At 43.4% G+C, this 15,199-nt stretch carries 13 protein-coding genes; 3 read left to right on the top strand and 10 right to left on the bottom strand.

What is annotated here, in order from left to right; all coding sequences use genetic code 11:
• Nucleotides 1–22 precede the first annotated feature (22 nt).
• The 3 genes from plsY to AACU32_RS03085 all read left to right on the top strand — a co-directional run bounded on the left by plsY (nucleotide 23) and on the right by AACU32_RS03085 (nucleotide 3,212).
• Nucleotides 23–721: a glycerol-3-phosphate 1-O-acyltransferase PlsY gene (gene plsY, locus AACU32_RS03095; protein ID WP_096597762.1), complete on the top strand. Its 699-nt coding sequence runs from the start codon at nucleotides 23–25 to the stop codon at nucleotides 719–721.
• A gap of 248 nt (nucleotides 722–969) precedes the next feature.
• Nucleotides 970–1,401 carry an arsenate reductase ArsC gene (locus AACU32_RS03090; RefSeq protein ID WP_096597760.1) on the top strand — a complete coding sequence of 144 codons (432 nt, stop codon included), beginning with the start codon at nucleotides 970–972 and terminating at the stop codon, nucleotides 1,399–1,401.
• A gap of 23 nt (nucleotides 1,402–1,424) precedes the next feature.
• The gene (locus AACU32_RS03085; protein ID WP_096597757.1) at nucleotides 1,425–3,212 is read left to right on the top strand and encodes a PAS domain-containing sensor histidine kinase; all 1,788 of its coding nucleotides are present in this window, start codon (nucleotides 1,425–1,427) and stop codon (nucleotides 3,210–3,212) included.
• 5 nt (nucleotides 3,213–3,217) lie between these two features.
• On the opposite strand, the gene AACU32_RS03080 is transcribed toward AACU32_RS03085, so the two are convergent.
• The 10 genes from AACU32_RS03080 to AACU32_RS03035 form a co-directional block, all read right to left on the bottom strand.
• A complete protein-coding gene (locus tag AACU32_RS03080) occupies nucleotides 3,218–5,890 on the bottom strand; it encodes a DEAD/DEAH box helicase (RefSeq protein ID WP_096597755.1) in 2,673 nt (890 codons plus the stop codon).
• A gap of 193 nt (nucleotides 5,891–6,083) precedes the next feature.
• Nucleotides 6,084–6,905, bottom strand: a complete 822-nt coding sequence (gene proC / locus AACU32_RS03075) for a pyrroline-5-carboxylate reductase (RefSeq protein WP_096597753.1) — start codon at nucleotides 6,903–6,905, stop codon at nucleotides 6,084–6,086.
• Nucleotides 6,906–7,062: 157 nt separating this feature from the next.
• A complete protein-coding gene (locus AACU32_RS03070) occupies nucleotides 7,063–7,653 on the bottom strand; it encodes a cell division protein SepF (RefSeq protein ID WP_096597751.1) in 591 nt (196 codons plus the stop codon).
• Between the two features lie 347 nt (nucleotides 7,654–8,000).
• Entirely contained in the window at nucleotides 8,001–8,684 is a 684-nt protein-coding gene (locus AACU32_RS03065; protein WP_096597749.1) for a YggS family pyridoxal phosphate-dependent enzyme, read from the bottom strand.
• Complete coding sequence (gene pipX, locus AACU32_RS03060; RefSeq protein ID WP_096597747.1) at nucleotides 8,681–8,959, bottom strand: transcriptional coactivator PipX; 279 nt, start codon at nucleotides 8,957–8,959, stop codon at nucleotides 8,681–8,683. Before pipX ends, AACU32_RS03065 begins: the two co-directional genes overlap by 4 nt.
• Before the next feature lie 353 nt (nucleotides 8,960–9,312).
• Nucleotides 9,313–9,447: a hypothetical protein gene (locus tag AACU32_RS03055; RefSeq protein ID WP_339378736.1), complete on the bottom strand. Its 135-nt coding sequence runs from the start codon at nucleotides 9,445–9,447 to the stop codon at nucleotides 9,313–9,315.
• A gap of 128 nt (nucleotides 9,448–9,575) precedes the next feature.
• Nucleotides 9,576–10,505, bottom strand: coding sequence for an energy-coupling factor transporter transmembrane component T family protein (locus AACU32_RS03050; RefSeq protein ID WP_096597745.1), 930 nt, complete (start codon nucleotides 10,503–10,505; stop codon nucleotides 9,576–9,578).
• Between the two features lie 81 nt (nucleotides 10,506–10,586).
• Nucleotides 10,587–11,948 carry a ribosome biogenesis GTPase Der gene (der, locus tag AACU32_RS03045; protein ID WP_096597743.1) on the bottom strand — a complete coding sequence of 454 codons (1,362 nt, stop codon included), beginning with the start codon at nucleotides 11,946–11,948 and terminating at the stop codon, nucleotides 10,587–10,589.
• A 142-nt stretch (nucleotides 11,949–12,090) separates the two neighbouring features.
• Nucleotides 12,091–12,393: a hypothetical protein gene (locus tag AACU32_RS03040; RefSeq protein WP_339377454.1), complete on the bottom strand. Its 303-nt coding sequence runs from the start codon at nucleotides 12,391–12,393 to the stop codon at nucleotides 12,091–12,093.
• 745 nt (nucleotides 12,394–13,138) lie between these two features.
• A complete protein-coding gene (locus tag AACU32_RS03035; protein WP_096597739.1) occupies nucleotides 13,139–14,923 on the bottom strand; it encodes a beta strand repeat-containing protein in 1,785 nt (594 codons plus the stop codon).
• Nucleotides 14,924–15,199: the final 276 nt, after the last annotated feature.

Here is a 15,199-nt window from a genome sequence, read left to right as displayed (position 1 = left end):
ACTATTGACTTTGGACTTGTTTATGGCTATTTGGTTAAGTTTATGCGCTTTTGTTTTGGTTGTAGCCTACCTATTGGGTTCTTTCCCTACTGGCTACATTGCTGTCAAGCAGTTAAAGGGTCTTGATATTCGCGAAGTAGGTTCTGGTTCAACTGGCGCAACTAATGTTCTCAGAACCTTGGGTAAAGGGCCTGGGGCTGTTGTGTTATTGATTGATTGCTTGAAAGGAGTATCTGCGATCGCTCTAGCTTATCAGTTATTCCAATTGGCTCCACTTTATAATTTTATCCCCCCTACGATAGATGCTTCTTTGTGGCAACCTGGGTTAATAACTTTAGCGGGATCAGCAGCAGTCCTTGGACACAGCAAATCAATTTTTTTGGGCTTTACTGGTGGTAAATCTGTGGCTACTGGACTAGGGACGTTATTCGCGATCAGTTGGCAGGTAGGTTTAGCAACTTTGGGTGTATTTGCTGTTGTCTTTGCCATATCACGGATAGTCTCCTTAAGTTCCATTGCAGGTGCGATCGCTGTGACAATTTTCATGGTAATTTTCCATCAGCCTTTACCTTGCATCCTGTATGCCTTTGTCGGTGGGTTGTATGTGATTTTCCGTCACCGCAGTAATATTGAACGCCTACTTGCAGGAACTGAGCCAAAAATCGGGCAAAAGGTAACAGCACAAGCAGAAGACACTGACGGACAATTAACTTCAACTTAATGCGATCGCTAAATTAGTTCTTAGTCAGGACTAAAGTCGGTGAATTTTTCATAAAGTGCTGACTACGAATTCATCAACATTCATGGTACAGACTATCAAAGATTGCGAGGGTTCAGATCCCCGACTTTTTAAAGAAGTCGGGGATCTCGCACTTTCGATTAAAATTATAGGTTTGTGTATTTTCCCTGACGGCAACCGCAGTTTGTAAAGCTAAGATTTTAAGTAATATTTATTACTAAATAAATAACATGGAACTACCTACGCTCTTAATTCTTTGTACTGGTAATTCCTGTCGTAGCCAAATGGCAGAGGGCTTTTTGAGAGAGTTAGCTGATGACTTATTCATCGCCCAAAGTGCAGGAATGAACCCAGCCAAAGAAGTCCATCCTTTGGCTATCAAGGTGATGCAAGAGATAGGAATAGATATCTCCACAAATTCTTGTAAGCATATCAACCAGTTTCTTGACCAGAAAATTGATACGGTGATCACAGTTTGCGATCATGCAGACCAAAGTTGCCCTACTTTACCTTCATCAGTTAAGCGTCATCACTTTAGCTTTCCCGATCCAGCTGAAGCTACAGGAACTGAAATAGAAAAGCTGCAAGTATTTCGTCAAGTTCGTGATGATATTAGTAGGCTGCTTTTGGCTTATGTAGCCGGGAGACGTGATGCTCTCTAATTCTTGTGACAGGAGTTATGAGCATGGTAGTTAATTCAATTGCTTTACCCTTAACTATGTTTACTGCCTTAGCAAATCGGGCTGATTTATTGATGGCATTGACGGATAGATCTGGACGCATTCAATGGGTAAATGAAGCATTAGCTAACCGTGCAGATACTACCGCTGATTTGTTAATCGGAAAAAAATTTTTTTCTGTACTGACTTCTAATAAGCAAATTAATATTCAACAAGCTTATATTCGCGAACAACTATTAAAAGGTGAAAGCTTTAAATTTGAAGTTTCTTATTTATCGCCTCAGCAGCAAGAGCATTGGCTATTAGTAGATGGTCTGCCTATTAGTAATACAGAAGGTATAACTAGTCAATACGCTGTCATAGCTAATGATATTACTTTACGTAAGCATACAGAAAAAGATTTAGAGCAAACTCGACAACGATTAAAGCGACTGGTAGAGAGTGTCAAGTTAGTACCTTGGGAAGCGGAGCCGATTAATCACCAGTTTACTTATGTAGGGCCACAGGCCATAGATTTATTTGGTTATGACTTAGAAGATTGGTATGAACGTGAATTTTGGTATTCACACATTCATCCAGAAGATTGGCCTCTAGTTCTTGAGTACCATCAACTCACGTCAAAAGCACAAGATGATTACATAGTTGAGTATCGGTTATTGACTGCTGATGGTAAATGGGTTTGGGTAAAAGATATTGTGAATGTTGTGCGTTCTGGCGGAAAAGTAACACAATTACTTGGTTTCATTATCGATATTAGCGATCGCAAACAAACAGAACTCTCTCTGCAAGAAGCTTTAAGTAGATTAGCACAAGCAAATCAGTATTTGGAAATACGGGTACAGGAACGTACTATTGCTTTGAGTCAAGAAAAAGAAAAATTGGAAAAGACTTTACAGCAATTGCAGCAAACCCAAACCCAGCTAATTCAAAGTGAGAAAATGTCCAGCTTAGGTCAACTTGTGGCTGGTGTTGCTCATGAAATTAATAATCCAGTTAACTTTATCTACGGTAACATTACCCCTGCTACTGAATATGTAGAAGATTTACTTTATTTGTTGCAATGTTATCAGCAACATTATCCCCATCTCCCCTCGACATTGCAAGCCGAAATTGAGGATGTAGATATTGATTTCATTGTCGATGATTTACCTAAACTTTTAGCTTCTATGAAAGTAGGTGCTAACCGCATTCGGGAAATTGTTTTATCTTTGAGGACTTTCTCGCGCTTAGATGAAGCTGAAGTCAAAGAGGTTGATATTCACGATGGCTTAGACAGTACTTTGATGATTCTCCAACACCGCCTCAAACCTAAAAATGGGTGTGCGCCGATAGAAGTCATCAAAGAATACGGCCAGCTACCGCTAGTAGAATGCTATGCAGGACAACTCAATCAAGTGTTTATGAACATTCTTGTCAATGCCATAGACGCTTTGGAAGAGTATAATCAAAAGCGATCGCCACAGGAAATATTAGCAAATCCCAGCCAGATTACTATCTGCACTGAATTTAGAGACGGAGATATAGGAATTGAACCCTATATCAGCAAATCTGAATCTTCAATAGTGATTCGGATTATAGACAATGGCCCTGGGATTAGTGAAGCAGTCTCCAATCGTTTATTTGACCCTTTCTTTACCACCAAAGAGATTGGTAAAGGTACAGGTTTAGGTTTGTCTATTAGTTACCAAATTGTTGTGGAAAGACATCAAGGGCAAATTGAATGTTATTCCATTCCTGGACATACAGAATTTGCGATCGTCATTCCCCAACAGCAGGTAAAAACGAAAGTTTAGCCAGTTTACTCCACAACCTCATTCACAGGGAATCTATCAATTAACTGTATGGCACGGTAAGCATTACGTACTAGTGAATCTGGCAAATTAGGAACATGGGGGATTTGGGATAATAAATCCAACGTCCGGCGTAATATTCTTACCACATCACCTTCATCTAAGGTCGTATTTTCACATAGTTCTGTCCACTCAATGCCCAACGCCCATTGTTCTACCAAAGCAATTAACTCAAACTCTAACCACATAGGCAGTGCCACATTATACCGCCTTTGCATTTGGAACATCTGGCGGCGAATTCCCCGCAGTTTTGCCAAAGCCTCAACGACTTGATTGCTCAACTCGAAACGGACTTTACTATCTGGGCGAGGAGTTTCTGTCACCAAAGCAGCAACAGCAGCTGCTAAATGCTGCGGATCTAAATTGTTCAATTCACCGCTGGCGAGTACCAAACCCAGCCATAATTCATTTTCTCCCCGGATGGCGGCGGCAACTTGTCCTAATGCTGTTGGGACTAAGTTATCTAAACAGCCGAAGTGCTGCAAAATTTCAATTAAATTGAGAAACTCTTCCCAATGATGTCGTGATTGTTGCTCTACATGCTCTTGCAATAATTGCAGTTCGGCTTCTAATTCTACATAACGTGCCTTACCTTTAAAAATAAATGCGGCATTGCCTGATTGATAAATCGGATGAGCTTCTAATTGCTCTTGTACAGCAGTCATCCGGCTAAGTTGTTCTGCGACTTCTGGAGCCATATATAAAGACTCGCCTGGATCGGGAATTTTTTGAGCAATGGCTGCTGTTTGTTCATCACCACGGTAGATCTGTCCTGGTTTAAAAATTAGCTCTGCTGGTGGCAAAATATCCGGTGGGACATCAACTCGTGGTAGTTCTGCATACAAATCGACGATATCTTCGGTTGTGGCTACATACCAGCGGTTATCCCTTCCCAAGCATACCAAGCATGGTGTTTGCGCAGAAGCGGGGCTTTTGCCGACTAATACTGCGGCGATCGCTGTTGGCACTGTGATATTTTTACCCTTGAGACTCAACATTGTCCCGGACACAGCAAAGTCCAACATCATCCCCAATTGCTCTTTGCGGTCTTCCTGTGCTTGTTTTTCCAGGGTTTTCAAGATTTGCCGTTCTACTTTCAGGCGTTGTCGCAATTTTTCATAAATAGCCACTTCATTTTCATCAATTGCGGCGATTTGCTCCTGAAGTTGCTCTAATTCGGCTTGCAGTTCGGCAATCTCATCGTAATTTGGTCTTAAATGCAAGGTAGCCATGTACTGGCCAAAGCTGCGTTCTATTAGCTCTCTAGTGTCCTCCAAGGTGTGGGTTTGCAGTAAATTCAGTACCATCCCGTAGCTAGGCGTAAACTGGCTGACTAAGGGGTCTGGTTTAGATGTGGCTAAATATGCTGCTTCTTTAGCTCCTTCAAAGGGAGTTTGGACTGTGACCACATGACCTTGTAAATCCATGCCACGACGTCCAGCCCGTCCTGCCATTTGCAGGAATTCGGAAGCGTTCAGCAGACGGTGTCCGGTGTCGGTACGTTTGGAAAGGGTAGATATGACGGTGGTGCGGGCAGGCATATTAATTCCCGCCGCTAGGGTCTCGGTAGCAAAAACTACTTTAATTAGTCCTTGCTGAAATAGTTCTTCTACTAGCACTTTCCAAGCAGGTAAAATCCCGGCATGGTGGGCGGCAATTCCGCGATACAGGGGGGCAATTTGTCCAGAACGACCGGCTTCGGGATTACGGGTTAAAAAGTCATCAATTTGACGGCGCAACACCTGAGATTCATCATTATTTACCAGCCATAAATCACCTACTTCTGCCACCGCTTTATCACAACCTCGGCGGCTGAAAATAAAGTAAATCGCGGGTAACATATCCCGCTCCTGCAAGTGGTTTAAGGTATAAATAATGCTAGGAGCCTCTGGCCTACCACCTCTGCCTTTGTCTCCTGGTCTCCTTTTTCCCCGATTGGCAAGGCGGGGACTGATTTTGGTATTACTGTCGTTGAGGAGAGGAAACAGTCCTTTAGGAGTACAAAAGTGAAATTCTAGCGGTACGGGGCGAAAATCGGAGTAAATCAGGTCAGTAGGCCCGTGGACGCGATTTAGCCAGTCAGTAAGTTGATCGCTATTGGCCACAGTTGCCGAAAGGGCTACTAATTGAACTTCACGGGGACAATAGATAATAGATTCTTCCCAAACAGTACCCCGTTGGCGATCGTTCATGTAGTGGCACTCATCTAGTACCACAGCTTCTACATTTACCAGAGAAATGCCAACTTGCCCTATGGGTGTGCCATAGAGCATATTGCGGAAAATTTCTGTGGTCATAACTAAAATCGGCGCATCTCTGTTAATGGAAGCATCTCCAGTTAACAGTCCCACCTGGTCAAATCCGAATTTCTCGCGAAAGTCGCGTAATTTTTGATTTGACAGGGCCTTTAAAGGAGTAGTGTAAAATACGCGTTTTCCTCGCGCTAGGGCGCGGTAAATAGCGTACTCACCTACTAGGGTTTTGCCCGAACCTGTGGGCGCACAGACAACTACAGAGCGACCATCATTGAGAGAGGCGATCGCATCTTTTTGAAATTGATCCAGATTGAACGGGAATATTGACCCTAGGTCAAGTTCTGGGGATGGTGCGGGATAGTTCACTCAATCACATTTGCAACCAGACTGTTTACTATATTAACGGCTATATTGTCAACTTCGTCATTTGTCATTGGTCAATGGTCATTTGTCATTGGTCAATGGTCATTTGTCATTGGAGATTAATCCCCTTTTCTTCCTTGTCTTCCTAGTCCTGCTTCCCTAGCCTAAGCGCCCCTAGTCCTGGTTCCCCTAGTCTTTATTTTCCCAATTCTTGCGATCTCTCACAAGCTGCTTTGACTGCTTGAATTAAAGCTGAACGAAATGCGGCTTTTTCTAATTGGGCGATCCCAGCAATTGTTGTCCCGCCTGGGCTTGTCACACGGTCTTTGAGTTCTGCTGGGTGCATTTTGCTTTCATGCAGTAGTGTGGCTGTTCCGAGTACGGTTTGCAGGGCTAGTTGGTTGGCGATATTTCTGGGTAACCCTGCTGCTACTCCCCCATCAGCAAGTGCTTCTACCATCAGCGCTACGTAAGCCGGTCCACTCCCAGACAGTCCTGTGACTGCGTCCATGAGGTTTTCGCCAACTTCTACCACTTCTCCGACTGCGGCAAAAATTTGCTGTGCTATTTGATGGTGTTTCCCAGTAGTGTACGCCCCTGAACAAATTGCTGTCATTCCTGCGCCTACGGTAGCAGGTGTATTGGGCATGGCTCTAATTACTGGTAATTGGGGAAACGCCGCTTCTAGCTGGCTTAAAGTCACGCCTGCTAAAATAGAAATCACTAGGGGTGAGTGTTCGGTAGTTTTCATCTCGATCGTCTCTGCCAATTCTTGAGCGATCGCACTGAATACTTGGGGTTTCACCGCTAACAAGACAACTTCCCTACTTTGTGCCAAAATCAAGCGATTATCTGTAGTTACGCTCACGTCGTATTGCTGTTTTAAAAAATTTTGGCGCGAGGGCTGCGGTTCGCTGACTATGACTTCTGATGATTGATAAATTCCACGCGCAATAAGGCGGGATAACAGCGCTTCTCCCATTACCCCACCACCAATTAAACCAAATTTTGTAGTCATTAATTAGTCATTAGTCATTTGTCATTTGTCATTGGTCATTAGTCATTTGTCATTTGTCATTTGTCATTTGTCAATCGTTAAGATTCATCACCTTTAACTGTTGACTTTGGACTATTAACTTTGGACTATTAACTTTAGACTATTGACTAATTTAACTTTATTGTGCCGCCATCCGGTTAACTTCACTGCCCCATGTTGGTGTTGCACCTGGGGTACGTGGACGTGCTGGGGGTTGTGGTACTTCATGAATAACTCCACCGTGGGTGCTAACTTGCACACAGCTGGGTGTAAATAAAAATATGCTTTCGCCAATCCGCTCTTGATGTCCGTCTAATGCGTAAGTACCACCTGCGACAAAATCAACTGCCCGTTGAGCTTGATCGGGGTCCATAATTGTTAAATTTAATACTACCGACTTGCGCTCACGCAAAGCTTGAATTGCCTGGGGCATTTCTTCAAAGGTGCGTGGTTCAAGTACTAATACTTCCGAAATTCCGTTAATTGCTCCTGGCATACCGATCACATTCCCCATTGACTTTGACCCTGTTGCTACATCATTACCCATTGTAGGCATGGGTTCCCGCCAACGTCGATTCTGAGTTGCAGGTTCTGGAGGCGCTGGTTGGACATTCTCTTCTTGATAGAGATTTTGGTAGCTTTCGGCTTCTGGTTCTTCTTCGTAGTACTCGTATTCTACCTGCTCATTGAGTCCTACAAAATCTCTGAGTTTAGAAAATATATTGTTCATTTTGTCCGCTCCTGGTGCAAATTACGCTTATGTTTACCTGGCGATAAATCAGTGTAGCCGACTTTGATCGCTACACAAGGGTTTATTCAGCAATTCTATTACTAGCTGTAGCTTCTATTACTGCTTTAGGTGAGGAACAGACGCTTGGTCAGACATCTGAACATTACCTAGCTGGGATAATGAGTCAAGATTATATACTAATGTTTTTGTAAATGAAAGTTCCCGTAACCCCGTATTTTTCTGAGTAGATTTTTTGATAAAACTATATCTTTTGTTACCTATTGCAATATTTAGCTTGAGAACTCTTCTCAAAAGCAGGTGACAGCTTATGATACAAATACCACAAGCTATTGAACAATGTTTTGCGGGCGATCCCCGAACAAGATAGTTCCTAACCTTACCATAGTTGTACCTGCTTCTACTGCTATTTCGTAGTCACCTGACATCCCCATCGACAGGTGCTGCATTTTGATCTGCGACCAGTTTTGCTCTCTAATGGTTTTTGCTAGGTCTGAAGTAGCATTAAATACATCAAAAATTTCCGCTTTATTTAATCCTAAAGGCGGAATTGTCATCAAACCTTGAATTTGTAAATTTTTATATTGATTGATTACAGGTAAATCAGCTAACAGTTGGGGTACAGTCCAACCTGACTTGTTGGGATCGGGGAGAATCTTGACTTGCAGGCAAATTTGGGGATTCACTCCTAACTCTTGGGCTAAGTGATTTAAGCGCTGTGCCAGTTGCAAGTTATCTACGGAGTGAATCCATTGAAATTGTTCTAGGGCTTTTTTGGCTTTATTGCTTTGTAAATGTCCAATAAAGTGCCAAGTAATATCTGATAAGTCTTGTAACTCGGCTTGTTTACTGGCGGCTTCTTGAATCCGACTTTCGCCAAAATCACGTATTCCTGCGGCATAGGCAGAGCGGATCATGTCCGCTCTAACCGTTTTGCTGACTGCAATCAGGCGAACTGAATCAGGGAGGGAGGAGCGAATTTTAGTAATACGTTCGCTAATCGAACTACTCATTGGAAGGTGCGTTGGAAAACACTCTGAAGCTGATCGTACTCCTGTAACTGCCCTGTGCGACGCAGAGTACGCAAGCGATTTTCCAACATCATTCTGGCTTCGGTACGACCTATCGGCTGAAATTTTATACCTTTGATGTCATTTGCTACTAAAAAAAATAAGCGTTGGGCATACAGTGTAGTGAACAGATCCTGGGCCTCATCAACCATACAGATTTTGTAAAGTAAGCCCCAAGTCGGATGATTAATGTAAGTTTCTGCGTTTTCTGGATTCATTTAATAGTCAAGGTAAGCGTCAATTGTTCTTTTCGCCGTTTTAGTACAAACAATCAGACGATAATAACTCCCTTTCGTCAGAATATTTGTGCTTTCTTTATGCGAAATTCAATAAGTTTTGCTGTGTAACGGCAGCTGTGAAGCCCTTGATCTCGTTACTCATAGAGATATGATGCTACAAGTGGGGATTTGGTCTTTTGGAACTTCCACTAGGTGCTATGCAAGAATCGGCTCTGTGATCTTGTTTCTAGTTAAGAACGGCAGGGTAATGCGCCGTCAGACTTGTTTTTGCATAAGCCTCTCTCTATGCTGCCATAATTCTTGCCTATCGGCACATTATGGTCAAAGGTACACTATTCATTAATTGAGCTTGTTGTGTTGAGTGCCATTAGTTGTGCTTGAGCTTTGTGCAGAGATTCATCCCATTCTCGCTCACGATCGCTCTCTGCGGCAAGACCTGCGCCAACTTCCAATATAGTTTGGCTCAAAAGATAGGGGATGAGGGGGATGAGGGGGACAAGGGGGACAAGGGGGACAAGGGGGACAAGGGGGAATAAATTTTTTACTTCTTCATCTCCTTCATCTTCCCCATCTCCCCTATCCTATTTAAAAATTTTCAAACATCAGTACCGATCGCTAACCGCACGCCCCAAAATAGAGTTAATGTGGCAATAGCCAGCCAATCCCACCGTTTTAACCGTAAGTCATGCCAAGGCACTCGATGCTCATTCGGACTGGTAAAACCGCGTACCATCATTGCACTAGCCATTTGTTCTGCCCGGAGTAGCAGATTTTCTAACAGTCGCTCTGCTACAATCATCCAAACTTTGACTGCTCCTTTGAGTCCTAGCTTTTTCCAATTAATTGCCCTAGTCATTACCGATCGGATTAAGTTCTGTACTTCTTCCAAGACTAGAGGTATAAATCTCAAAGATAAAGTCAAAGTCAGCGCAACTTCAGTTACAGGTATCTTCAGCCGTCGCAAGGGTTGCATTAAGCTTTCCATCCCGGCTGTGATTTCTTCTGGTGCGGTTGTTAGCAGATAAAGATTGGTGCTGTAAATTACTGTAAATAAAATTGTACTCAAGCGCACAGCTAAATCTAAAGAACGGCGGTTGACTTTGACTGGCCCTTGATGAAATATTACGTATTTATATTCTTTATTACCAAATGCTGCTTGTTCATCAACTTTGGCAGTATTTGTGGTATTTGATTGGGGGCTGAAAACTTGTTCGTTGGCTGGTAAGCGTGGCTGATAGTTGATCCCCAACCCATCGGGACTGATGGCTGCAATTGCAAACACAAAAAAGCCTAATAGCAACAACCAGCCCATTTGCTGTTGCCATACTCGCCGGGGAATTCTGGCAGTTAACGTCACTATAATTAATAACGTCACCAATAGTATGCGCCATTCGTTCCTGGCAAAAGTGTAACTTGTGAGAAAGCTCATTAACCAAGCAAACTTGACTCTGGGGTCAATTTTATGTAGCCAAGTTTGAGGTTCTTCTAAGTAAAGTCCTAGTGGTAGCGATCGCAGTAAATCCATAGATCAGGCAAAAGTTAAAAGATAAAAGAAAAAGGTAACACTTATTCTCTTTTACCTTTTTACTTTTTACTTTTTACTTGATTACACGCGGGTAGCACGATTGACCGTACCACTTTCCACATCACGGACTTTCTTACTGCGCCATAATAACCGAATCGGAGTTCCTTTAAATCCTAATTGTTGGCGAAATTGTCGTTCTATGTAGCGACGGTAATTGTCGTTAAAGCGTTTGGCGTCGTTGACGAACAGGGCGATCGCTGGAGGTTGGGTACTAACTTGCGTCCCATAATAAATTTTACCTTGTCGCCCGCCCCGTGAGGTTGGTGGGGAATGCCAACTCACAGCGTCTTCGAGAACTTCGTTAATCACTGCTGTACTTACACGGCGCTTGTGTGACTCAGCAGCTTGATTTACCAATTCTAAAATTTTTTCTACCCGCTGTCCGGTTACAGCACTGACATATATCGTGTCTGCCCATTCGGTAAAATGTAGCCGTGATTGCAGGTCTTTTTCGTAGTCATAAATCGTGTAAGAGTCTTTTTCGACTGCATCCCACTTATTAACTACGACTATACAACCTCGTCCTTCTTCCAGAATTCGTCCTGCTAATTTTTGGTCTTGTTCGGTAACTCCATCTAAAGCGTCTATCACCATTAAGACTACATCAGCGCGCCTAATCGCTTTAAAAGCACGGTTAATACTAAAGAATTCTGTGCCGTAGTCTATGCTTTTCTTTTTGCGAATGCCAGCGGTATCAATCAAGCGATAGGTTTGTCCATTCCGTTCGACTACTGTATCAATCGCATCACGGGTTGTGCCAGAAATTGGACTGACAATTGCTCTCTCTTCGCCGACGAAAGCATTCAATAAACTGGATTTACCGACATTTGGTCTACCAATTATGGCTACTTTAATTTCGTTAGTTTCCGGTACTTCGGTAACGAGAGGAATGTGCTGAATTAACTCATCGAGCAAGTCGCCTGTACCGCTACCATGAATTGCAGAAATCGGGTAAGGTTCACCTAATCCTAATTCCCAAAATTCCGCAGCTTGAATTAAGCCTTGTTCGGGGGATTCACATTTATTGACAGCCAGCAGCACAGGTACTGGTTGTTGGCGTAACCATTCAGCAATTTCTTGGTCAGCGGGTAATGGGCCTATTTGACCATCAACCACAAAAATAGCCGCACTCGCTTCGGTGAGTGCTGTCATGGCTTGTTGACGAATCAGGGGTAAGAATTCGGTGTCATCATTAAAGACTAAGCCGCCTGTATCCACCACCAAAAACTCGCGATCGCGCCAGTAAGATGGCAGATAAGTGCGATCGCGTGTCACTCCCGGTTCATCGTGGACAATCGCCGTTTGTTCCCCGGCGAGGCGATTAACCAGGGTGGATTTGCCCACATTTGGGCGTCCGATAATAGCAACAATTGGCAGTCCCATAAACTCAGGATAATGTAGAGGATTAATATATCATGTCTCTACATTTTATCTACTTTAATGCTTTTATGCTTGTAAATAATAGAAAAACAGGAGGCTAAAAACCTCCTGCTGTTTTGCGATTTTAATTGTTACTTAAGTGCTGTTAATAGCGATCGCGATGGTTGCGTTGCTGTTCCAGTCTACGTTGGCGTTCACGTTGACGCTCGATTTCTAGGCGCTGTTGGCGATCGCGTTCTTCCTGAAGTCTACGTTGGCGTTCGACTTCCAATCTATGTTGGCGTTCGACTTCCAACCGATGTTGGCGATCGCGTTGTAGTTGTTGTTCACGCCAATCATGTCGCTGATTCCCGCCAAGAATTACCTGGATTTGGGCAGAGGCTGGTTGTGCTAAAACGCTAGAAGCTAGCACAACACCTAATAAGCAAGATGAAATAATTCGTTGCATAAAATCCATCCTTGCATGAAATTTATTGTTAGAAATGGCAGAAAAAGAAGCCACTATTAAGTAGCTTCTAAGAGCATAAGGAACGGTAAAAGTAATTGCTGGTTGACTTATCTGTAGTTGGGATTTGGTCAGCTTTTATCGCGTAGAGAATTAAGCAGATAGCACCTTTAGCTTTGCCCTAGCAAATTGACAGTTACTATTTATTTATTGCTCTTATTACTTAGTAACAGCTTCAATTTCAAATGGTAGATGCAAGTTATATTAAAGCTCTTTTTTAAAAAAAATAATTCAGACAAAAGTCATGGATTTATTCGTGACTTTTGTCACATTGGGCATAGGGCATGGGGCATTGTCACTTGATGCGTAGATGCGTTCGACGAAGTCGTTCCCGTTCGCGCAGCGTCTCCTTCAGGAGAAGGGTAGCGGCTTTTCGTAGACATCGCTTGACTTTGAAAACAGTCGCTACAGCTTGAGGAGATCTCCACAAAATTAGGACTCAAAATTAGGACTTATGCATTGACAATCAATACCAAATATGAATTATGGAAAAAACACACCTATTGTAGGGGGTTTAGCACTGCTAAACCCTCCCTAGCTCCAAATATACTTTTCCTGAGTCAGGAGAGCGATAGCACTTTTTTGTACTAAGAGCGATCGCTCCTGCTGCATTTACCAGTGTTTCGCTCAGGTTGTGCGATGTCTAATGACAGGAATTTAAAAACAAGCTGCTTTCTAATAGTACTGTCTAGAGAGGCACTGGAAAATTGTGTCCAATGATATTAGAGAAACTAAAAGCCATACCAGGATTATTGGCATTACCAATAAACTCGAAGTTCTTCACGTGCATATCTGTAGAGCCAAGACTTATTGTGTAAAAACCCTCGTTATCTGTGGTTTTTGAGACTGTATATTTTCCAGCACCAAAAAGCAGCATATCTTTACCATTGCCGCCATCAAAAAATCCGCTCCCAAATCCTTTGATGATGTCTTTACCATCGCCAAGTCTGGTAGTGCCATTGCCAGCAAAGCCACCAGTGAGAGCATCAACCATGTCGTTACCACAGCCGGTATCGATGGTGCTGTCGTTGATGATGCCAACTTGAGTACCCGTGCCAATGATGGTGTCATTGCCCGTTCCACCAACAATAGTGCCCGAAGAATTATTGATGCCGACTTGACCAGTACCGGAGATCAAATCATTGCCCGCTCCGCCATCAATAGTGCCACCAGGTATTCCGAATTCACGGTTGTTGATGAAAATGCCGAGGCCATTGGGGGCGTTGCCAGTGATGGAATCATTACCATCTCCACCACTGATGGTGCCATTGATACCGAGACCGTAACCAGGTACCCCAGCAACGGCAGTACCAGAGATAGTATCATTACCATCGCCGCCACTGATGATGCCTTGGGAAAGCCCTTGGGAGTCACAGGTGATGCCAAATGCGATTCCAGTGCCGGAGATAAAATCATTGCCCGCTCCGCCATCAATAGTGCCACTGCGGTTTTCGATTCCTATAAGCCCGCCATTACCAGTGATTGTGTCATTGCCAGAGCCGGTATCGATGGTAGCACCGATCCCGTTGAAGATGCCGTAGCTCCCATTTCCAGTTCCGTTTGAAGTTCCAGTGATGGAGTCCTTGCCATCTCCGGTATCGATGGTGCCGCTATTGTTGATGCCGATGCCGCCAGCGCCAGTGATTATGTCCCTACCATCACCAGTATCGATGGTGCCGTCATTATAGATGCCGTTGCCCTGAGTGGAATTGCCAGTGATTGTGTCGCGGCCAGCGCTAGTATTGATTATGCCATCGTTGTAAATGCCAAAAGATCCGCGAGAAGACCCAACGATGGAGTCATTACCATCTCCAGTATCGATTTTGGGCTTTTCATTGTTGAAGATACTGTTGAAAATGCCTATTTGGTTGCCAGTGCCGATGATAGAGTCATTACCATCTCCAGTATCGATTTTGGCCGTTCCAAAGTTGTTGATGCCGATCGATCTATCATCATCCAAGCCAAAACCATTAATAGAGTCGTTACCATTCCCCGTATTAATCGTGCCACCGCCAGAAATGCCAATGGAGCCTCCAAACCCATTAATAGAGTCGTTACCGTTCCCAGTATTAATTGTGCCTGTGGTGTTCTCGATGCCACCACCAGATCCCTCCCCGAAGATATAGTCATCCCCTGCTCCTGTATCAATTTTGGACTTTTCAAAGTTGAGGATGCCTAATTGTTGGTTGCCATACCCAGTGATTTTGTCGTTACCAGCACTAGTATGGATAGTGCCTAAGTTGAAGATGCCGGTGGAAGTGCCCTCGCCAGTGATTGTGTCATTACCAGCGCCGATATTGATGGTGCTACCAGTGTCATTGTAGATGCCGAAGGAGCCGCCAGTGCCGGTGATGCTGTCGTTACCACCAAGGGTATTGGCAGTGCCAGTATTGAAAATTTCTGCTTTAGTCCCTAACGGAGGGATGATATCAGCCTTGTTGGTAAATCTGAGTGTGGAAAGGTTTATAGCCATATTAAAAACAGTAATAACTATGAGTTTTCAACCTTCGTCAAATTAGGAAAAACCATGCCAAAACAAGAGAAATTTACGAATCGTGAAAAACTCACAATTATGAAATTCCTGCCTATCAAAGTGTTTAGCGCAAGTATCAAAAGAATGGAAAATTTTCGCATTCAGCGCCTAAAGTTGGTTGCAAGTCTTTACTGATTACACTTTTAACGATTCGTGTAATTTCCACACAAAAAATCTTTTTCAGCACAGTCTCGCCTACTTTGAGATTAGATCAAG

The organism is Calothrix sp. NIES-2100, assembly GCF_963875285.1.
GTDB lineage: Bacteria > Cyanobacteriota > Cyanobacteriia > Cyanobacteriales > Nostocaceae > Aulosira.
Note: the sequence above shows the minus strand (reverse complement) of the source record. Positions and strands in the feature narration are given on the sequence as shown.